This window comes from Pseudomonas sp. P5_152 (assembly GCF_033989915.1).
GTDB lineage: Bacteria > Pseudomonadota > Gammaproteobacteria > Pseudomonadales > Pseudomonadaceae > Aquipseudomonas.
The window spans coordinates 5,334,524-5,354,215 of the sequence record NZ_JASFAH010000002.1; the positions used below are offsets into that span (position 1 = coordinate 5,334,524).

15 protein-coding genes and 1 pseudogene are annotated in these 19,692 nt (G+C 60.7%); 7 read left to right on the forward strand and 9 right to left on the reverse strand.

Annotation, left to right across the window (positions count from 1 at the left end):
- Positions 1 to 7: 7 nt before the first annotated feature.
- The 3 genes from QMK50_RS24580 to QMK50_RS24590 form a co-directional block, all read right to left on the reverse strand.
- Positions 8 to 1,018 carry an ABC transporter permease subunit gene (locus tag QMK50_RS24580; RefSeq protein WP_159995088.1) on the reverse strand — a complete coding sequence of 337 codons (1,011 nt, stop codon included), beginning with the start codon at positions 1,016 to 1,018 and terminating at the stop codon, positions 8 to 10.
- A gap of 206 nt (positions 1,019 to 1,224) precedes the next feature.
- Entirely contained in the window at positions 1,225 to 2,826 is a 1,602-nt protein-coding gene (locus tag QMK50_RS24585) for an ABC transporter substrate-binding protein (RefSeq protein ID WP_320334219.1), read from the reverse strand.
- Positions 2,827 to 3,086: 260 nt separating this feature from the next.
- A complete protein-coding gene (locus QMK50_RS24590; RefSeq protein ID WP_095170098.1) occupies positions 3,087 to 3,653 on the reverse strand; it encodes a helix-turn-helix domain-containing protein in 567 nt (188 codons plus the stop codon).
- 159 nt (positions 3,654 to 3,812) lie between these two features.
- On the opposite strand from QMK50_RS24590, the gene QMK50_RS24595 reads away from it, so the two are divergent.
- The gene (locus QMK50_RS24595; RefSeq protein ID WP_320334220.1) at positions 3,813 to 5,030 is read left to right on the forward strand and encodes a Xaa-Pro peptidase family protein; all 1,218 of its coding nucleotides are present in this window, start codon (positions 3,813 to 3,815) and stop codon (positions 5,028 to 5,030) included.
- Positions 5,031 to 5,134: 104 nt separating this feature from the next.
- Here the strand turns inward: QMK50_RS24595 and QMK50_RS24600 are convergent.
- Positions 5,135 to 5,339 (reverse strand): annotated as a pseudogene (locus tag QMK50_RS24600) (OprD family outer membrane porin); the annotation flags it as partial.
- Between the two features lie 249 nt (positions 5,340 to 5,588).
- Between QMK50_RS24600 and QMK50_RS24605 the strand changes: the two are divergent.
- A complete protein-coding gene (locus tag QMK50_RS24605) occupies positions 5,589 to 6,647 on the forward strand; it encodes an aromatic ring-hydroxylating dioxygenase subunit alpha (RefSeq protein WP_320334221.1) in 1,059 nt (352 codons plus the stop codon).
- A gap of 87 nt (positions 6,648 to 6,734) precedes the next feature.
- Positions 6,735 to 7,685, forward strand: a complete 951-nt coding sequence (locus QMK50_RS24610; protein ID WP_095170101.1) for a PDR/VanB family oxidoreductase — start codon at positions 6,735 to 6,737, stop codon at positions 7,683 to 7,685.
- A 9-nt stretch (positions 7,686 to 7,694) separates the two neighbouring features.
- Here QMK50_RS24610 and QMK50_RS24615 read toward each other — a convergent pair whose 3' ends face one another.
- The 4 genes from QMK50_RS24615 to mhpT all read right to left on the reverse strand — a co-directional run bounded on the left by QMK50_RS24615 (position 7,695) and on the right by mhpT (position 12,861).
- Complete coding sequence (locus QMK50_RS24615; protein WP_095170102.1) at positions 7,695 to 8,411, reverse strand: GntR family transcriptional regulator; 717 nt, start codon at positions 8,409 to 8,411, stop codon at positions 7,695 to 7,697.
- Positions 8,412 to 8,497: 86 nt separating this feature from the next.
- Positions 8,498 to 9,748, reverse strand: coding sequence for an OprD family porin (locus tag QMK50_RS24620; RefSeq protein ID WP_095170103.1), 1,251 nt, complete (start codon positions 9,746 to 9,748; stop codon positions 8,498 to 8,500).
- A gap of 66 nt (positions 9,749 to 9,814) precedes the next feature.
- Positions 9,815 to 11,149 carry an MFS transporter gene (locus tag QMK50_RS24625; protein WP_320334222.1) on the reverse strand — a complete coding sequence of 445 codons (1,335 nt, stop codon included), beginning with the start codon at positions 11,147 to 11,149 and terminating at the stop codon, positions 9,815 to 9,817.
- A gap of 494 nt (positions 11,150 to 11,643) precedes the next feature.
- The gene (gene mhpT, locus QMK50_RS24630; RefSeq protein WP_095170105.1) at positions 11,644 to 12,861 is read right to left on the reverse strand and encodes a 3-(3-hydroxy-phenyl)propionate transporter MhpT; all 1,218 of its coding nucleotides are present in this window, start codon (positions 12,859 to 12,861) and stop codon (positions 11,644 to 11,646) included.
- 332 nt (positions 12,862 to 13,193) lie between these two features.
- Between mhpT and QMK50_RS24635 the strand changes: the two genes are divergently transcribed.
- Complete coding sequence (locus tag QMK50_RS24635) at positions 13,194 to 14,516, forward strand: OprD family porin (protein ID WP_320334223.1); 1,323 nt, start codon at positions 13,194 to 13,196, stop codon at positions 14,514 to 14,516.
- A gap of 48 nt (positions 14,517 to 14,564) precedes the next feature.
- On the opposite strand, the gene QMK50_RS24640 is transcribed toward QMK50_RS24635, so the two are convergent.
- Positions 14,565 to 15,053, reverse strand: a complete 489-nt coding sequence (locus tag QMK50_RS24640; RefSeq protein ID WP_095170107.1) for a MarR family winged helix-turn-helix transcriptional regulator — start codon at positions 15,051 to 15,053, stop codon at positions 14,565 to 14,567.
- Between the two features lie 211 nt (positions 15,054 to 15,264).
- Between QMK50_RS24640 and QMK50_RS24645 the strand changes: the two genes are divergently transcribed.
- The 3 genes from QMK50_RS24645 (at position 15,265) to QMK50_RS24655 (ending at position 19,685) form a co-directional block, all read left to right on the forward strand.
- Positions 15,265 to 16,095, forward strand: coding sequence for a p-hydroxycinnamoyl CoA hydratase/lyase (locus QMK50_RS24645; protein WP_095170108.1), 831 nt, complete (start codon positions 15,265 to 15,267; stop codon positions 16,093 to 16,095).
- A 108-nt stretch (positions 16,096 to 16,203) separates the two neighbouring features.
- A complete protein-coding gene (locus QMK50_RS24650; RefSeq protein WP_320334224.1) occupies positions 16,204 to 17,652 on the forward strand; it encodes an aldehyde dehydrogenase in 1,449 nt (482 codons plus the stop codon).
- 149 nt (positions 17,653 to 17,801) lie between these two features.
- Entirely contained in the window at positions 17,802 to 19,685 is a 1,884-nt protein-coding gene (locus tag QMK50_RS24655) for a feruloyl-CoA synthase (protein ID WP_320334225.1), read from the forward strand.
- Positions 19,686 to 19,692: the final 7 nt, after the last annotated feature.

Consider the following 19,692-nt stretch of genomic DNA (forward strand, 5'->3'; position numbering starts at 1 on the left):
AATGATCTCAGCGCTGATGACGGATGCGTGGGTTGGCAAAGCCGTAGAGGATGTCCACCACGAAGTTGACCAGGATCACCAGGCAGGCGATTAGCAGGATGCCGTTTTGTACGACGGGGTAGTCCCGGGCGCCGATGGCTTCGATCAGCCATTTGCCGATGCCGGGCCAGGAGAAGATGGTCTCGGTCAGGACCGCACCGGCCAGCAGCGTGCCGACCTGCAGGCCGACCACGGTCAGTACCGGAATCAGCGCGTTGCGCAGGCCGTGGACGAACACCACGCGCGACGGCGACAGGCCTTTGGCCCGTGCGGTGCGGATGTAGTCTTCGCGCAGCACTTCGAGCATCGAGGAGCGGGTCATCCGCGCAATCACCGCCAGCGGGATGGTGCCGAGCACGATGGCCGGCAGGATCAGGTGGTGCAGGGCGTCGAGGAATGCGCCCGTGTCATCGGCCAGCAGGGTGTCGATCAGCATGAAACCGGTGACCGGCTCGATGTCGTAGAGCAGGTCGATCCGCCCGGAAACCGGGGTCCAGCCCAGGGACACCGAGAAGAACATGATCAGGATCAGGCCCCACCAGAAGATCGGCATCGAATACCCGGCCAGGGAGATGCCCATCACCCCATGGTCGAACAGCGATCCGCGCTTGAGGGCCGCGATCACCCCGGCCAGCAAACCGAGGATCCCGGCGAACAGCAGGGCAGCCATGGACAGTTCGAGGGTCGCGGGGAACAGCGAAGTGAACTCGCTCCAGACACTTTCACGGGTGCGCAGCGATTCACCGAGGTCGCCCTGGGCCAGTTTGCCGATGTAGTCCAGGTACTGGGCATACAGCGGCTTGTTCAGGCCAAGGCGTTCCATTGCCTGAGCGTGCATTTCGGGGTCGACCCGGCGTTCGCCCATCATGACTTCCACAGGGTCGCCAGGAATCATGCGAATCAACGCGAAAGTCAGCAGGGTGATGCCGAAAAAGGTGGGGATCAACAACCCCAGTCGGCGGGCAATAAAACTCAGCATTTGGGCGACTCACTCCTTATCTTTTTTGTAATGCCGGTCATCGTGCTGGCCGTTCTCAGCAGTTCAGGCTGCATGGGTAAAGGCTTGGGCTCGACGTGTCCCGGTGTGGCGCTGGATATTTTTGGTTGTAGCAGGTGAGACCGTCCTCGCCGGTCTGGCGCCGGCTCGAGGAAGGCGAAGGGGGCCGTTTGGCCGGCCCCTGTTGCTCACTGCTGGTTGTAGACGCCGTAGAAGCTGCTGAGCCCGAAAGGGCTGATCTGGAAGTTCTGCACACTGGCGCGCATCGGCTGGTAGACCGTGGAGTGGGCGACCGGGGTCATCGGCACCTGCGCTTTCAGGAGATGCTGCGCTTGTTTGTACAGCGCGGTGCGCTGCTCCACATCGGCGGTGGCCTTGGCGGCCCCTACCAACTTGTCGTAGCCATCATTGCACCACTTGGAGAAGTTGTTGCCGTTGACCGCGTTGCAGGTGTAGAGGGTGCCCAGCCAGTTGTCTGGGTCACCGTTATCGCCAGTGAAGCCAATCAACATGATGTCCTGCTCGCCGGCGTGGGCGCGCTTGATGTACTCGCCCCATTCGTAGCTGACGATGTTGGCCTTGATGCCGATTTTGGCCCAGTCGGCCTGGAGCATTTCGGCCATCAGCCTGGCGTTGGGGTTGTAGGGGCGCTGCACCGGCATGGCCCAGAGGTTGATTGCCGTGCCTTCTTTGACGCCTGCAGCCTTGAGCAACTCCTTGGCCTTTTGCGGGTTGTAGTCGGCATCCTTGATGGTCTCGTCGTAGGACCACTGGGTCGGCGGCAAGCCGTTGACGGCCAACTGGCCGGCGCCCTGGTAAACGGCGTCGATGATGGCTTGCTTGTTTACCGCCATATCTAGCGCCTGGCGTACTTGGAGCTGGTCAAACGGCTTGCGGGTGAAGTTGTAGGCGATATAGCCAAGGTTGAAGCCTGGTTGGCTAGGCATCTTGAGGTTCTTGTCTTCCTGCAGCGGCTTGATATCGGCCGGGCGCGGGAAGGAGGTGATCTGGCATTCGTTCTTTTTCAGCTTTTGCATGCGCACCGAGGCGTCGGTGGTGATGGCGAAGATCAGATTGTCGATCTTCACGTCTTCAGGCTTCCAGTAATCCTTGTTGCCCTTGTAGCGAATCTGGGCGTCTTTCTGGTATTTGCTGAACACGAACGGGCCAGTGCCGATCGGCTTCTGGTTGATGTCCTGGGCCTTGCCTTGCTTGAGCAACTGGTCGGCATATTCGGCCGACTGGATCGAGGCGAAGCTCATGGCCATGTTCTGGATGAAGGCTGCGTCGACACCCTTGAGGGTGAACTTGACGGTATGGTCGTCGACTTTTTCGACCTGGGTGATGTTTTCGTGCATCCCCATGTCGGTGAAGTAGGGGAACTCGGTGGGGTAGGCCTTGCGGAACGGCATGTCCTTGTCGAGCATGCGCTTGAAGGTGAACAGCACGTCGTCGGCGTTGAAGTCGCGAGTCGGCTTGAAGTAGTCGGTGGTGTGGAACTTGACCCCATCACGCAGGTGGAAGGTGTAGGTCAGGCCGTCGGGAGAAACGTCCCAGCGGGTTGCCAGCCCCGGGATGACCTTGGTCCCGCCACGTTCAAATTGCGAAAGACGGTTGAAGACAGTTTCGGCTGAGGCGTCGAAGTCGGTCCCCGTGGTGTATTGGCCTGGGTCGAAGCCAGCAGGGCTACCTTCGGAACAGAACACCAGGTTGCTGGCGGCGTGGGTGAAGCCGGAGCCGAGGATCAGGCCGGCGGCAATCATGGTCTTGAGCGTGGTTGTTTTGCGCATGCGAACCTCATTGTTGTTATTTTTGAGGGCGGCAGATCAGGTCGTTCATTCCAGGGGAGGGGCACCTGACCCTGCGGCTTTACGGGCTGTAGGCTGCCCGTCATGTGCGACAGGGAGCCAAAGGCCGACGTGCTGGCTTGGGCGGTGACGCTGAAGGGGAGAGGGAAACTCGCGCCGTCAGCGGCCGAGGCAAAACTTAAGTTATTCTAAAATTAAATACAACTTAAATTCAGTGACACTTACTTATTCGACGTGACCGCTCAAGTCGCGGGGTGGTCGTCGAGCAGGCCGCCCATGGTGGTGACAACCAGCACTTCGGCAACATCGTCGCCAGAGTTGGCGATGGAATGGTGCTTGGTGGAGTCGAAATGCACCGATCCCCCCGGGCCGAGCGGGTAGGTGTGGCCTTCGATGGTGTAGACGATCTGCCCGGAGAGCACATAGGTAAACTCTGCGCCTTCGTGGGAGATGAGTTCGGACTGGTAGCCCACCGCCATGGTCATCTTCATCGCGTTGATCAGGTTGCCGGGAAAGCTGCTGGACAGGCGCTCGTAGACCAACGGCTGGCTGCCGACCGTGTACCGCACGCGCTGGCCCTGGTGGGAGTCAGGCTGGGGCTGGGGAGGCTGTTCGAACAGGGAATTGAGCGGAATGCCCAAGGCACTTGCGATTTTCGCCAGCGAGGAGATGGACACGCCAGTGAGGTTACGCTCCGCTTGGGACAGGAAGCTGGCGGTGAGGCCTGTTTCAGTGGCGACTTGGTTCAGGGTCTTGTTGGCGGCACGGCGGTAGCGGCGCAACCGTTCCCCGATCTGTTCTACGGTCATTGGCGTGGCTCGTATTCTGGAAGGCGCCAGTATAGCGGGCGACGCATCGCTGAGAAGGCTTTTCGCCTAGCTGAAATTAAGTAGCACTGAAAATAGGCGTTGACTGAAGTTTAAGTCAGGCTTAAATTTAGAGCATTACACATAATTCAGGAGAACGAGATGACAGTCGGTGTTGGTGGCAAAACTGCGGAACAGGCGCTGGCCGGCCTGACGAAGATGACTGCGGGCATGCAGCCCATCGGCCTCGACGAATACCTGTCACGCATTGCCAAGGCCCAGAGCCTGATGCTTGAGCAGGGCATTGCTGCCCTCTATCTGAACGCCGGCAGCAACCTGTACTACTTCACCGGAGTGAAGTGGAACCCGAGCGAACGTTTGGTCGGTGCCGTGCTGCCCGCCAACGGCCCGCTGGCCTATATCGCCCCGGCTTTTGAAGAGGGCACCATCCGCGACTTCCGCGAGGTGGATGGGGTTATCCATGGTTGGCAGGAGCATGAGAGTCCTTACCGCCTGCTGCTCGACATGCTCGCTGGAATGGGCATCGCCGACGACGCAGTGGTGGGTCTATGCCCGTCCCTGGCGTTCTGCATGTTCGAGGCAATCCGCCGCCTCGAATCGCGCTTGGAGTTCATAGACGCTTCCTGCGTGATCAACCTGTGTCGCTATCACAAGAGCGCTACAGAATTGGCGCTGATGCAGCGCGCCAAAGACATGACCTTGCAAGTGCACAAGGCTGCCGCCAGCATCCTGCGCGCAGGTATCAGCACCACCGAGGTTGCCGAGTTCATCCGCGAGGCGCACCGCAAGGTGGGCGCGCCGGGTTCGACCTTCTGCATCGTGCTGTTCGGCGAGGCCAGCGCCTTTCCCCATGGGGTGAAGCACGCGCAGGTGCTCAAGGACGGCGACATGGTGCTGATCGACACGGGCTGCCTGCTCCACGGCTACCAGTCGGATATCACTCGCAGTTACGTGTTCGGCACCCCGAGCGACCGCCAGCGCGCGCTGTGGAACCTGGAAAAGGCCGCCCAGTTGGCTGCCTTCGACGCCGCACGCCTGGGCGAACCCTGCCAGGCGGTGGATGCCGCCGCACGGCTTAGCCTGGAAGTCGCCGGTCTCGGCCCGGACTATCAGTTGCCCGGCCTGCCGCACCGCACCGGACATGGCATCGGCCTGGACATTCACGAGGGTCCCTACCTGGTGCGGGGTGATCAGACGCCGCTGGCCGAGGGCATGTGCTTCTCCAATGAACCGATGATTTGTGTGCCTGGCGAGTTCGGCATTCGCCTGGAGGATCATTTCTACATGACCGCCACTGGCCCGCGCTGGTTTACCCAGCCGAGCCACTCCGTGGACGACCCGTTCGGGTTGCAGGCCTGAGCAGGCGATTGTCCGAGGGGCTGGCTGCCTGAAGCGAAGGGGCGGCAGCGGCCCTTCACTTCAGGTAGTAATCGGCCTGAAGCAGCGTGAAGTCGTGACGAGCACTGCCAAGTGCGTTCCTGCGCGTTATCGAAACTAGAGTTGAAGCGGTCGTTGACCAAGGTGCCGCCACTGGCACCGTTAACCCGCACCCAGGCGGTATCTGCGGTGAGCTTCTGCAAGCCAGCATGTAACGTGCTGCTCCCCTGTTTTGTTGTCCGTGTCGCCGGCCAAGCTGGCACCCTCTTCCTTGCCAATGAAGTAGCCCATGGTTAGCGGTTGCCCACTTGACGACGCAGCAGGTCCTCAACGGTCCTGACTGCCAGGGAATAACCATCGCCCCCCAAGCTGAAGATCACCGCATCGACCACGCCAGGCATGGGGTTAATGCGCAGGATTAAAACACTGCAAACGCATTAATGGATCCATTAAATACTTAATAAGGTAAAATCTCTTGACTTGCCCGGGTCAAAATCGATCAAATGGATCCATAAGAATAAACCTGGCCTGGAGATCCCCATGTATCCGAAAAACACCTGGTATGTCGCCTGTACCCCCGACGAGATCGCCGAGAAGCCCCTGGGGCGGCAAATATGCGGTGAGAAAATCGTTTTCTATCGCGGCCATGAAGGGCGTGTTGCCGCCGTCGAGAATTTTTGCCCGCATCGCGGCGCTCCCTTATCGCTTGGCTATGTCGAGAACGGCAACCTGGTCTGCGGCTACCACGGCCTGGTGATGGGCTGTGACGGCAAGACCGTCGAAATGCCGGGGCAGCGCGTACGGGGCTTTCCGTGCAACAAGACCTATGCCGTTGAAGAGCGTTACGGTTTTATCTGGGTCTGGCCTGGGGAACAGGACAAGGCCGACCCTGCGCTGATCCACCATCTGCAATGGGCGGTCAGCGATGAGTGGGCCTATGGTGGTGGGCTGTTCCATATCGGCTGCGACTATCGCCTGATGATCGATAACCTGATGGACCTGACCCACGAAACCTACGTGCACGCTTCCAGCATTGGCCAGAAGGAAATCGATGAAGCGGCACCGGTCACCACCGTTCAGGGTGACGAAGTGGTCACCGCGCGGCACATGCAAAACATCATGGCGCCGCCGTTCTGGCGCATGGCCCTGCGGGGTAACAACCTGGCCGACGACGTGCTGGTGGACCGTTGGCAGATCTGCCGCTTCAGTCCGCCCAGTCACGTATTGATCGAGGTGGGGGTGGCCCATGCCGGCAAGGGCGGTTACGACGCCGAGCCGCAACACAAAGCCGCGAGTATCGTGGTCGACTTCATTACACCGGAAACCGACACCTCGATCTGGTACTTCTGGGGTATGGCACGCAACTTCAATCCGCATGACGAAGCGCTGACCGCAAGCATCCGTGAGGGCCAGGGCAAGATCTTCAGCGAAGACCTGGACATGCTCGAGCAACAGCAGAAAAACCTGCTGGCCAACCCTGAGCGCAACTTGCTCAAGCTCAATATCGATGCCGGTGGCGTGCAGTCCAGGCGAGTGCTGGAGCGCATCATCGCCCGAGAGCGGACCCCGGCGGTCGAGCTGATCACCTCGGTCAAATAGCGACGACGAGCGCCCTCCAACATACCGCGGTCCACTCCCATTCCCCTATATCGCGGCCACTGCGGTGGCCGGTCTTGAAGGTGCGACATGATTGAAGTCGTCGTGACATCCCGCAACAACGAAGCGCTGGATATTTGTAGCTACGAGCTGACCTGTGCCCAGGGTGGGGAGCTGCCCGGCTTCACTGCCGGCGCCCACATCGATGTGCACTTGCCTGGCGGGCTGATCCGTCAGTACTCACTGTGCAATCACCCGCAAGAGCGCCATCGCTACCAGATCAGCGTACTCAAGGACGCAGCCTCGCGCGGTGGTTCCCAGTGCATGCATGAGCAGGTCAACAGCGGCGATCGGCTGTACATCAGCGAGCCGCGTAATCTATTCCCGTTGGTGGCTGAAGCGCGGCGCAGCCTGTTGTTCGCCGGCGGTATCGGCATCACCCCGATTCTCTGCATGGCCGAGCAACTGGCCGACAGCGGTGCCGATTTCGAACTGCATTACTGCGCGCGCGCCGGTGACCGTGCGGCTTTTGTCGAGCGACTCAAGGGGTCACCCTTTGCGGACCGCGTGCACCTGCATTTTGATCAAGACCCCGATTCGCGCTTGGATGCGGCCAACGTTCTCGCCGGTCCGGCACCGGACTTGCACCTATATGTCTGTGGTCCTTCAGGCTTCATGCAGCATGTGCTCGACAGCGCCAGGCTCCAGGGCTGGAGTGAAGCGCAGTTACACCGTGAATATTTCGCCGCAGCGCCGGTGGATACCAGTGCCGATGGGTCGTTCCAGGTGAAGCTTGGCAGTAGCGGCCGGGTGTTCGACATTCCGGCCGACAAGACGGTGGTCCAGGTGCTGGAAAGTCACGGTGTCGAGATCGCGATTTCCTGTGAGCAGGGTGTTTGTGGAACCTGCCTGACCCGTGTGCTGGAAGGGGTGCCCGAGCACCGTGACCTGTTTCTCACCGAAGAGGAGCAAGCTGCCAATGATCAGTTCACACCCTGCTGTTCGAGATCCAGATCGGCGTTGCTGGTGCTGGACCTCTGAGCCAAACGATCATTCGCCGCGCGCGATCACTTTAATCCCTTCGCTACTGGTGCCGCTCGCACCGAACACCTCGGCATAACGCAGGGTCGCATTGGCATGTTCGCGCATGATGGCTTCGGCGCGAGCACCCTGGCGACTGACCAGCGCGTCGACCACCGAGTGGTGTTGCATGTGAGCGAAGTTGAAGCGCCGGTATTCGCGTGCCATGTCCTCGCGATCGAAAGCCAGCGCCGACACTGAAGCGAAGGGACGATGGTCATTGCGCGCCAGGGCTTCGGCGATGGCCGGGTTGGCGCTGCTTTCGACGATCACCTGGTGAAAGCGCATGTTGAGGTCATGAAACGCCTCAAGGTCTTCTTCTGTCACGTAGCCTTTGTCGAACAGTGCATCGCCTTGCACCAGGCATTCATGCAGTGCCGCCCGCGCTTGCTCGCTCAAGCCACGTTCGGCACTCTGCCGGGCGGCCAGCCCCTCCAGCACCCCACGCACTTCCACGGCGCCGGCAATATCGTCGGCACTCACCGAGCGCACCTGATAACCCCGTCCGCCGTGGCGTACCAGCAAGCCTTCCTGTTCGAGGGTCAGGAAAGCCATGCGTACCGGCATGCGCGAGACGCCGAAGCGATCCGCCGTCGGAATCTCCATCAGCCGCTCGCCCGCCGCCAGCTCGCCCGAGGCAATCATTTTGCGCAGTGCCACTAGCACCATTTGACCGGGTTTACTCATGCAGGCGACTTCCAGAGAGGGGGTTCGCCATAGTAACGCAAGGAGGGGGAGAGCTGCAGGGGCGACAAGCGCCCCTGCAGGGAGGATCAGAGTGACAGCGGGTAGTTGATGATGATGCGGGTCTGATCGAAGTCACTGTTGAAGCTGCGACGGTTGGTGGCGTTGTTGACGCGCACGCTCAGGCTTTTCAGTGGACCGCTCTGCAGGGTGTAGCTGACTTCAGTGTCGCGCTCCCATTCCTTGCCATCGGTGCCGGCCTTGGTGGTGGCGTTTTCGCCGTGACCGTAGCGGGTCATCAGCAACAGGCCGGGGATCCCGGCGGCAGCGAAATCGTAATCATATCGAGCCTGCCAGGAGCGTTCGTCGGCGTTGCTGAAATTACCGTTGAACATGTCATTGCCCAGGGTTCGCCCGCTACTGCCATATACCGACATCCAGGCGGTGTCACCGCTGACCTTCTGCAGGCCCAGGTACAGGGTGTGGCCGCCAAGTTTGGCTGAGAACAACCCGTAGGCGGTGTGGCTTTGCACATTGCCGATCCGTGCGCTGCCGTCTTCCTTGTCGATGAAATAGCCCAGGTTCGCGCCGAGGGTCCAGTCAGCGAACTGCTGTTTATGCAGCAGGTTCAGATAGCTTTGCTGATAGATGTCTTCGAGTTGCGAGTGCCAGGCGCCGACCAGGGTTTGTTGTTGGTTGAAGCGGTATTCGGCGCCCATGTAGTTGAAACCGTCCGACATCACGGTGGGGGCTGCCCACGCCGAGAGGTCTTGCATGTTCGAGGAATTGCGCAAGCTCACGTCGGTGTATTGACCTGCTTGCAGGTTCAGTCCCGGCAACTCTCGGGACACCAGCATGGTGCCCTGAAAGGTCTGTGGCAGCAGGCGGCCGTCATCGTAGCGCAGCAGCGGGATGTCCGGCATGAGCTCGCCGAGCATCAGTTCTGTGGCGGATAGGCGCATTTTGGCGGCCACGCCAATGCGCCCGTAATCGTCGGCGGAGCGTCCGTCGTCGTGCACCGGAAGCAGTTCCGAACCGCTGCGTTGTGGGCCGCTGTCGAGCTTGAGGCCAAGCATCGCGATACCGTCAAGGCCAAAACCGAGCACGCCAGGGGTATAGCCAGAATTGAACTTGAGGATAGCGCCTTGGGCCCATTCTTCTATCTTGCTCTTGCTGGCGCCCGGATCGTTGAAATCACGATTGAAGTAGTAATTTCGCAGCACCAGGCTGGTCTTGGAATCCTCGAAAAAGCCACCGTCCTCAGCATGCGCTGAAGGTAGGAGGGCGATCAGGATTGCACCGCCGAGCAAGGCCCGGGGAGGGAGGGGGGAGCGAGTCATTATTATTGTATTCCTGGAGGATGTAGTCAGTAGCGAGGGCGGCCCCTCGCTACTCTTGGCATAGGCTCAAGCCTGGCTGAATTGGGCGTCAGGTTGCTGTTTGGCTTCAGGTCGCAGTAGTAGCAGCACGGCTGCGGCGATGACGAAAACCACAGCAAACACCCCATACAGATGCAGTGGCTGCCAGCCGCTATCGAGCAACAGGCCGGCCACGGTCGGCGACAGAATCGCGCCGATCCGCCCGATACCGATGCCCCAGCCGACGCCAGTTGCTCGTACCGAAGCGTCATAGACAATCGGTGACAGCGCGTACAAGCCCGCCACGCAGCCATTGGCAAACAGCCCGATCAACAGACCCAGTCCGAGGGCCATGGATACTGATGAGGCCGAGTCAACGAACAGCACCAGCAAACCTGCCGTAGCCAGCATGAACAGCGACAGCACACGGGTCAGGCGCCAGCGCGAGGCCAGGGCACCAATCAGGGCTGCGCCGAAAATACCGCCGACGCTCAACAACACGCCGCCGCTGATCCCTTGCTGTGCCGAAAGCCCTGCCGATACCAGCAGCTTGGGTGTCCAGCTCATCACGAAATAGAAGCCGAACATCACCAGGAAGAACAGCAGCCAGATCAGCAGGGTCGTGCGCCGTGACGCCGGTGAGAGCAACTGCGCCAAGCGCCCGCGGCCTGAAGTCGGCGCCGAGAGGGCGGCGGGCAGCTCGCGCAGTGATGGCTGACCGAGGCGGGCGGCCAGGCGATTGATACGTGCCAAGGCGTTGTCGGGGCGGCGGGCGAGCAGAAAGTCCAGCGATTCGGGCAAATACACCAGCACCAGCGGAATCACTGCCAGGGTTACGGCACCACCGAAGATGAATACCGAGCGCCAGCCAAAGTGCGTCAACAGCCATACTGAAAGCAGGCCACCGAAGGTCGCACCCAGGGCATAACCGGTGGATTGCAGGCTCACCGCTAACCCACGCCAGCGTTTGTTGGCGTATTCACTGGCAATCACGTTGCTGCTGGCCAGGATCCCGCCGATTCCCAAGCCGGTCAGCCCACGCAGTAGCGCCAGTTGCACGGGCGTCTGGCTCAGCGCCGACAACAGCATGCCGACCCCCGAGAGCAGCAGGCAAAACAGAATCAATGGTCGACGACCAAAGCGATCCGCCCACGGTGCAATAAACAGAGAGCCGGCCGCCATGCCAAACAACCCGGCACTTAACAACAGCCCGATCTGCGCGCCGTTCAGGCCCCATTCGGCAGAGACCGAGGAGGCCGTGAAGGCCATCACCAGCACGTCGAACCCATCGATCATGTTCAGGACAATACAGATACCCACGGCCAACCACTGGAACGACGCCATCGGCCGTTCATCTACCACGTTCTTCAGCGCGACAGTCATAGCTGCTGCCCCTTGAGACGAGGCTGCGTACAGGTAAAACGAGAAAGGCACACGAAGGTGGGTACAAGCCAAGACTTGAGCCCGATTGAGAAGTCACTCATCACGACACCCTTGTTATTTTTATGAGCGGGCAGGCGTTTACCTGACACCGTGTGGCGCCAGTCAATCGATTTATGGATCCATTGAAAAGTGGCTGTTAGAGGGTTTTGCTCTGTTTCTTGATATTGGTTTATAAAAACGTTTAAAAAACAAATACTTATAATTTTTTAAAGTGTTCGATTATCGAACGTTTCGTGGATTTCCTCGCAAGGGATCCAATAGAGGGGCGTGATGGGCTGATGGGGTAGAGCCTGGGACATGCTTTGCGATTCGGGATGTTGTAACTGCACGCGCCCAGTCCCAGTGCACGCTGGCACTGGGAGAGGACGGCGGTGGTGAAACCGCCCCTTACTCGATTGGATTTTGCTGCAAGGTTGAAAACTTCGCAGTGATGCTCAGTTGGCGGTATTCAGCGGTGCTTCAGTGGTCGAACTGGAGCGGGCAATCACGGTGATGATCGACAAGGCGGCGATCACCAGCCCGGGCGAAGTCGCCAGCAGCACGCCAGTAGTGCCGGCACCGGCGGCAAGGATCTGCCCGGCGGCCAAGGGGCCTGCCACTGAGCCCAGGCGACCGATGGCCACGGCCGCACCGACGCCGGTGGCGCGCACTGCGGTCGGGTAGGACGGTGGCGCCAGGGCGTAGAGCACCAGTTGCGCAGCCATGACGAAAAGCCCGGCGGCAAACCCGGCGATCGACATTGGCACGATTCCGCTAGACAGGCCGACCCCGGCCAGCGCCGCCAGCAACCCGGCATACACGAACAGCACGACCTTGAGGCCGTTGCAACGGTCCAGAAGCAGGCCACCGAGCAGCGAGCCGAGGGCGCCACCGATGTTGAACAGCATCTGGATCATGCCCGCTTGGGGTTTGCTGAAGCCCTGTTCCAGCAGCAATGAAGGGAGCCAGTTGAGCAGCATGTACATCACGGTCAAGGTGAAGAAATAGCTCAGCCACAAGGCCAGGGTGTTGCGTGTCCGGCCTTCGCCGAACAGCGCCTGTGCGGTGGACGGCCGTGGGCTGCCAGTTGCTGAACGTTGCTGGCGGAAGGCAGTGGACTCGGGCAGCAGCAGGGCCATCAGCGGTACAACCAGCAAGGGCACCAGGCCGCCGATGATGAAGGTGGTTTGCCAGTGTTCACTGGAAAACATCGCCACCACTGCCGCGAGCGCACCGCCCAGGGGCACGCCGCAGTACATGACACTGATGGCGGTGCCGCGGTTGCGTTCGCTTACGGCCTCGGCGCACAGGGCTATCAGGTTGGGCAGGGCGGCACCCAGGCCCAACCCGGTCATGAAGCGCACCAGCAACAGGCTGGAGTAGCTCTCGACATAGGCAGTGCAAAGGGAAAACAGGCCGAACAGCAGCACTGCACCGACGAGGATTTTCTTGCGGCCGATGCGATCGGCGACCCAGCCGCCAAAAAACGCCCCAGGCAGCAGGCCGATGATCCCGGCACTGAACACCCAACCCATCATTTTCGGGTCCAGGGCAAAACTCTGGCGCAGCCCGGCGGCAGCAGTGCCGGCGGCCTGCAGATCGAAACCCTCGATCAACGCAACGATAAAGCACAAAGCGATTGTCAGCGTCGAACGACGCGATGGGCTGTCCATGGGGGGAACCTCATTGTTGTTTTTGTTGTGGAGTCGAGCCGTCCCATCGCACGAGGTACGCTGAAGATGACTGCTGATTAATAAGATAACAAAGATAACTAAAAAATGAACTGACCCATAAAAATCTATAAAAACAGGATAAAAGTTATATAAATCAATGGCTAAACAACTGATCATGAGACCTTATGAAAAATAGATAACAATATTAATGTTCGATTATCGGTCAGTTACCATTGACAGGAGTCATGGGCAATTTCCATTCTCTGTCCGCGAAGCCGGCTGTGCTGCGCTCTCCTGGCAGCACAAACAATAATAAAAAATGGAAATCGAACATGCCCAATCTCCCCACGTACGACGTTGCGACGGCGTCAGCCACCTGTGTGCCCGGTATCGGTCGCGGGTGTGTCCTGGCACTGCTCGGCTTGAGCGTTCTGCCCACCCAGCTTCGCGCCGGGGGCTTTATCGAAGACAGCCATGGCACCTTGACCCTGCGTAATTACTACCTGGACCGCCAATACAAGGACGATGGGGCCAAGACCGCTGCCCAGGAGTGGGCCCAGGGTTTCATCATGAACATGGAGTCGGGATTTACCCAGGGGCCGCTGGGTTTTGGACTGGACGTCCGCGGGCTGCTGGGGGTCAAGCTCGACTCCGCGCCGGATCGCAGCGGCACCGAGTTGTTGCCGGTGTCGGCCAGCGACAATCGGGCGGCGGATGAGTACTCGCGCCTGGCCCCGACCGCCAAGCTGCGTTTTGCCCAGACCACGGTGAAGTCCGGGGACGTGTCGATCTTCCTGCCGTTTGCGTTTGCCAGCCCCTCGCGACTGCTGCCGCAAACCTTTCGCGGCACCATCCTGAGCTCCAGGGACATCAATGACCTGACGCTGAACACCGGGTACATCGATCGCATCGACAAGCGCAATTCCACCAACTATGAGGCGATGACCATCGCCTCGCCCAACCGGCGCTTCAACGCGACTGCCACGACCTCGCACATGGCCTATCTGGGGGGCGATTATCAGGTCAGCAAGACGCTGAGCCTGCGTGCGTACCACGCCGAGGTGGCCGACCTGTACCAACAGGATACCTTTGCCTTGCTGCATGACCTGCCGCTGGGCGGTGGGACATTGACCAGCGACCTGCGCAGTTTTTTCAGTCGCGAGGATGGCAGTGCCAAGGCCGGTGAAGTGGACAACCGCAACGTCTCGGGGCTGTTCAGCTACCGCTATGGCGGGCATCGCCTGGGCCTCGGCTACATGCATTCCAGTGGCGACTCGGCGACGCCCTACATCTCCGGGACAGAGTTGATGGGGATGAGTGAGCTGACCATGGCTTCGGACTTTCTCAACGCCAGGGAGCGCACGTGGCAGGCCATCTATGACTATGATTTCGCAGCGTCCGGAGTGCCCGGGCTAAGGGGGCGGTTGCGTTATTTGCGCGGTGACAATATCGAGCTGGCAGCCTTCAACGCCGAAGATCGCAAGGAGCGCGAGTTCCAGATGGAGCTGGGCTATGTGGTGCAGAGCGGGCCGCTGAAAAACGTTGGACTGGTGGCGCGCAAGGCGATTTATCGCAACGATTTCCCGGCCGGCGCAGCATTTCGCGATGAAAACCAGACCCGCTTCCTGGTGACCTACACCTTGCCGATCTGGTAACCCCGGGGACTGCAGGCTTCTCACCGACACGCCCGTTGGGGGCGTGCGTCACTCCTGATAAATCTTCTTCAGCAGTCGCAGCAGCTCTTCGCGTTCCTGATCGTCCAGTGCCGCGGTGGCATCCAGGTCGCTTTGCGCGGCGATCTGGTTGAGTTCCTTGAGCAGGGTCTCGCCGGTCTTGCTCAGGAAGATCCCATAGGAACGCTTGTCCGGCTTGCAACGCACGCGAACCGCCAGCGCACGGCTTTCCAGTTTATTGAGCAGAGGTACCACCTGGGGCGGCTCGATAGTCAGTGCCCGGGCCAGGTCGGCCTGCATCAGGCCGGGGTTCTGATTGATGATCGCCAGGGCCGAGAACTGGGCGGGTCGCAGATCGTGGGCCGAGAGGCGGCCAATCAGGTTCTGGAACAGTTTGAGTTGTGCGCGGCGCATGGCGTAGCCGATCAGGTCGTTCAACGCCGAATCGAGTGGTGCCTGCATCTCGACGTTGGTCGACGCTGCCTCGATCGACTCGGCGAGGGGGGAGGGCTTGGCCATTGCAGGTGAGTCCTGAAGGTTGGAGGTTAACAAGACTATCTATTTTGCCGGCGTTGACCGGTGATTGCTATGACCAATGTTGCCTGGCGTTTGGGGGATGGAAGCTTCCAGTGCGAGGAAATTGGTTAATTCTATTAATAGTTAATTGACATAACTAATTGGCTGATTTAATTTCCAGTCATCTTCAAACCAAGAACAAGAGAGCATCGTCATGAGCAATTACGAAGGTCGCTGGACAACGGTCAAAGTGGAAATCGAGGAAGGCATCGCGTGGGTCATCCTCAACCGCCCGGAAAAACGCAACGCCATGAGCCCGACCCTGAACCGCGAGATGATCGATGTTCTGGAGACCCTGGAGCAGGATCCGGACGCCGGTGTGCTGGTACTGACCGGTGCGGGCGAAGCCTGGACTGCGGGGATGGATCTCAAGGAATACTTTCGCGAAGTGGACGCTGGCCCGGAGATCCTCCAGGAAAAAATCCGCCGCGAAGCCTCGCAATGGCAATGGAAGCTGTTGCGCATGTACGCCAAGCCGACCATTGCCATGGTCAACGGCTGGTGCTTCGGCGGCGGCTTCAGCCCCTTGGTGGCCTGCGACCTGGCGATCTGTGCCGACGAAGCGACCTTCGGCCTTTCGGAGATCAACTGGGGTATCCCGCCGGGCAACCTGGTCAGCAAGGCCATGGCCGACACCGTGGGCCATCGCCAGTCGCTGTACTACATCATGACCGGCAAGACCTTTGGCGGGCAGAAGGCCGCCGAGATGGGCCTGGTCAATGAAAGCGTACCCCTGGCACAACTGCGGGAAGTCACTGTGGCGCTGGCGCGTAACCTGCTGGAGAAAAACCCGGTGGTGCTGCGTGCGGCCAAGCATGGTTTCAAACGTTGCCGCGAACTGACGTGGGAGCAGAACGAGGATTACCTGTACGCCAAGCTCGATCAGTCACGCCTGCTGGACACCGAAGGCGGCCGTGAGCAGGGCATGAAACAATTCCTCGACGACAAGAGCATCAAGCCGGGCCTGCAAGCGTACAAACGCTGAGGTGCCGCGCCAGGCAGTCGGGCGCATCCTGCTACGGGCGGATGCGCCGGGAGCTGCGGTTACCTCGTTCCTATGTATTCCCGACAAAGACTATAAAGAGGAATCACCATGCTGGACGTGCCCCTGCTGATTGGCGGCCAGTCGTGCCCCGCCCGCGACGGTCGAACCTTCGAACGCCGTAACCCGGTGACTGGCGAGTTGGTGTCGCGGGTCGCCGCCGCTACCCTGGAAGATGCCGACGCCGCGGTGGCCGCTGCGCAGAAGGCGTTTCCCGCCTGGGCTGCCCTGGCCCCCAATGAACGCCGGAGCCGTTTGCTCAAGGCGGCCGAGCAATTGCAGGCACGCAGTGCCGAGTTCATCGAGGCGGCCGGCGAAACCGGCGCCATGGCCAACTGGTACGCGTTCAACGTGCGGCTGGCGGCCAACATGCTGCGTGAAGCGGCGTCGATGACCACGCAGATCAATGGCGAAGTCATCCCCTCGGATGTGCCTGGCAGTTTCGCCATGGCCCTGCGCCAACCCTGCGGCGTCGTCTTGGGTATCGCTCCCTGGAACGCCCCGGTGATTCTCGCCACCCGCGCGATCGCCATGCCATTGGCGTGCGGCAACACCGTGGTGCTCAAGGCCTCCGAGCTCAGTCCTGCGGTGCATCGCCTGATCGGTCAGGTGTTGCAAGACGCCGGCCTGGGCGATGGCGTGGTCAATGTGATCAGCAACGCACCTGAGGATGCCGCGGCGATTGTCGAGCGGCTGATCGCCAACCCGGCGGTACGCCGGGTCAATTTCACCGGATCGACCCATGTCGGACGTATCGTCGGTGAACTCGCCGCGCGCCACCTCAAGCCGGCGTTGCTGGAACTGGGCGGCAAGGCACCGCTGCTGGTGCTCGACGATGCCGACCTGGACGCCGCGGTAGAGGCGGCCGCCTTTGGCGCTTATTTCAACCAGGGGCAGATCTGCATGTCCACCGAGCGTCTGATCGTCGATGCCAAGGTTGCCGATGCCTTTGTCGACAAGTTGGCGGCCAAGGTCGCCACCCTGCGCGCGGGAGACCCTGCGGCTGCGGAGTCGGTGCTCGGTTCGCTGGTGGACGCAAGCGCCGGAACGCGCATCAAGGGCTTGATCGACGATGCCCTGGCCAAGGGCGCGCGGCTGGTGGTCGGCGGGCAACTGGACGGCAGCATCTTGCAGCCGACCCTGCTCGACGGCGTCAACGCAAGCATGCGCCTGTACCGCGAGGAGTCGTTCGGACCGGTGGCCGTGTTGCTGCGCGGTGAGGGGGATGAAGCACTTCTGCACTTGGCCAACGACTCCGAGTTTGGTTTGTCGGCGGCGATTTTCAGCCGCGATAGCGGGCGTGCCCTGGCCTTGGCCCAACGGGTCGAGTCGGGCATCTGTCATATCAACGGCCCGACCGTGCACGACGAGGCGCAGATGCCCTTTGGCGGGGTCAAGTCCAGCGGCTACGGAAGTTTCGGTGGCAAGGCATCCATCGAGCACTTCACCCAGTTGCGTTGGGTCACCTTGCAGAATGGACCGCGGCACTACCCGATCTGAACAGGCGGGCATTGGCTTCCCCCGCAAGTCAAATGCCCGTGTGCAAGGCCGAAATAACAATAACAAGGCTGCAGCCAACGGCTGCCACGCTATCGCTGAGTCGCCTGTGTGTGGCTTGGGTTTAGCGTGCCTCGACGGAGAAGAAACAGGTGAGTTCCGAATTCAGTTTGCAACCCCATGCCCAAGCCAGCGCACCGCGCTATCGCCACGTGTCCATTGGTTGCGCGGCGGTCGAGGTTACCGAGCAGCAGGGTGTATTGCACATGCGCTCCCTCGAACCGTTGGCCGAGATGCCCAGGCGGTTGCTCGACCGTCTGGTGCATTGGGCCCAGGTGCGTCCCGAGCAGACCTTTATCGCCGCCCGCCAGGACGACGGTGAATGGCGTCGGGTGAGTTACGCGCAAATGCTCGCCAGTGTCCGGGCTATCGCCCAATGCCTGCTGGGCCATGGCCTTTCGGCTGACAAACCCCTGGTGCTGCTTTCGGGTAATGACATCGAGCATTTGCAAGTCGCCTTCGGTGCCATGTATGCGGGCATTCCCTACTGCCCGGTGTCGCCAGCCTATTCGCTGCTGTCCCAGGACTTCTCCAAGCTGCGCCATGTGTGCGACCTGTTGCAACCAGGCCTGGTGTTCGTCAGTGATGCCCCGGCGTACCAGCGCGCCATCGAGGCTGTGCTGCCGGCCGATACGCCACTGATCAGCGTCCGTGGCCAGGTCGCGGGCCGCCGCCAGGTGAGCTTTTCCAGCCTGCTTGAGCAACCGGGCGGCGCCGAGGCTGAAGCCGCTTTTGCCGCCACCGGCCCGGACAGCATCGCCAAGTTTCTGTTCACTTCCGGCTCGACCAGGCTGCCCAAGGCCGTAATCACCACCCAGCGCATGCTCTGCGCCAACCAACAGATGTTGTTGCAGACTTTTCCAGTGTTCGGTCAAGAGCCTCCGGTGCTAGTGGATTGGCTGCCGTGGAACCACACGTTCGGCGGCAGCCATAACCTGGGCATCGTGCTCTACAACGGCGGCAGTTTTTACCTGGACGACGGCAAACCTACTGCTCAGGGCTTTGCCCAGACCCTGCGCAACCTCAAGGAGGTATCTCCCACTGCCTACCTGACCGTGCCCAAGGGTTGGGAAGAACTGGTCTCGGCCCTGGAACAGGACGCGGAGCTCCGGGAGTGTTTTTTCAAGCGCGTCAGCCTATTTTTCTTCGCCGCTGCCGGGCTGTCGCAAAGCGTCTGGGACCGCCTGGACCGGGTCGCCGAACAACACTGTGGCGAACGCATCCGGATGATGGCCGGGCTCGGCATGACCGAGGCCGCGCCTTCCTGCACCTTTACCACCGGGCCATTGTCCATGGCCGGTTATATCGGCTTGCCGGCGCCGGGTTGCGAGGTTCGGTTGGTACCCAAGGACGGCAAGCTGGAAGGGCGCTTCCGTGGGCCGCACATCATGCCCGGTTACTGGCGGTCACCGCAGCAGACCGCCGAGGTGTTCGACGAACAAGGCTTTTACTGCTCCGGGGATGCGCTCAAGCTGGCCAACGCGCATGACCCGCAACTGGGGCTGATGTTCGATGGGCGCATCGCCGAGGACTTCAAGCTGTCTTCAGGGGTGTTCGTCAGTGTCGGCCCGCTGCGCAATCGTGCAGTACTGGAGGGTTCGCCCTATGTCCAGGACCTGGTAGTGACCGCGCCGGATCGTCAATGCCTCGGCGCGCTGGTGTTCCCGCGATTGTACGAATGCCGACGCCTGGCGGGGCTGGCGGCCAGTGCCAGCGACGCCCAGGTGTTGGCAAGCGCGCCGGTACGCGAGTGGTTCGCCAATTGGTTGCAGCGGCTCAATCGCGAAGCCGGCGGCAATGCCAGTCGCCTGGAATGGATTGCCTTGCTCGACGAGCCGGCCTCCATTGATCGTGGGGAAATCACCGACAAGGGCTCGATCAATCAGCGTGCGGTGTTGCAGTGGCGCGCGGAGCAGGTCGAGGCCCTGTATCGCGGGCTCGATCCGACCATCCTGCGGGCCGGGGCGAAATCGTGAGCGAAGT

Bases quoted from the DNA above. Each gene is read 5' to 3' on its own strand.
- QMK50_RS24615 (WP_095170102.1), bottom strand. From the start codon at position 8,411: ATGAGTAAACCCGGTCAAATGGTGCTAGTGGCACTGCGCAAAATGATT.
- QMK50_RS24635 (WP_320334223.1), top strand. From the start codon at position 13,194: ATGCCCAATCTCCCCACGTACGACGTTGCGACGGCGTCAGCCACCTGT.
- QMK50_RS24605 (WP_320334221.1), top strand. From the start codon at position 5,589: ATGTATCCGAAAAACACCTGGTATGTCGCCTGTACCCCCGACGAGATC.
- QMK50_RS24595 (WP_320334220.1), top strand. From the start codon at position 3,813: ATGACAGTCGGTGTTGGTGGCAAAACTGCGGAACAGGCGCTGGCCGGC.
- mhpT (WP_095170105.1), bottom strand. From the start codon at position 12,861: ATGGACAGCCCATCGCGTCGTTCGACGCTGACAATCGCTTTGTGCTTT.
- QMK50_RS24585 (WP_320334219.1), bottom strand. From the start codon at position 2,826: ATGCGCAAAACAACCACGCTCAAGACCATGATTGCCGCCGGCCTGATC.
- QMK50_RS24625 (WP_320334222.1), bottom strand. From the start codon at position 11,149: ATGACTGTCGCGCTGAAGAACGTGGTAGATGAACGGCCGATGGCGTCG.
- QMK50_RS24590 (WP_095170098.1), bottom strand. From the start codon at position 3,653: ATGACCGTAGAACAGATCGGGGAACGGTTGCGCCGCTACCGCCGTGCC.
- QMK50_RS24645 (WP_095170108.1), top strand. From the start codon at position 15,265: ATGAGCAATTACGAAGGTCGCTGGACAACGGTCAAAGTGGAAATCGAG.
- QMK50_RS24580 (WP_159995088.1), bottom strand. From the start codon at position 1,018: ATGCTGAGTTTTATTGCCCGCCGACTGGGGTTGTTGATCCCCACCTTT.
- QMK50_RS24620 (WP_095170103.1), bottom strand. From the start codon at position 9,748: ATGACTCGCTCCCCCCTCCCTCCCCGGGCCTTGCTCGGCGGTGCAATC.
- QMK50_RS24610 (WP_095170101.1), top strand. From the start codon at position 6,735: ATGATTGAAGTCGTCGTGACATCCCGCAACAACGAAGCGCTGGATATT.
- QMK50_RS24640 (WP_095170107.1), bottom strand. From the start codon at position 15,053: ATGGCCAAGCCCTCCCCCCTCGCCGAGTCGATCGAGGCAGCGTCGACC.
- QMK50_RS24650 (WP_320334224.1), top strand. From the start codon at position 16,204: ATGCTGGACGTGCCCCTGCTGATTGGCGGCCAGTCGTGCCCCGCCCGC.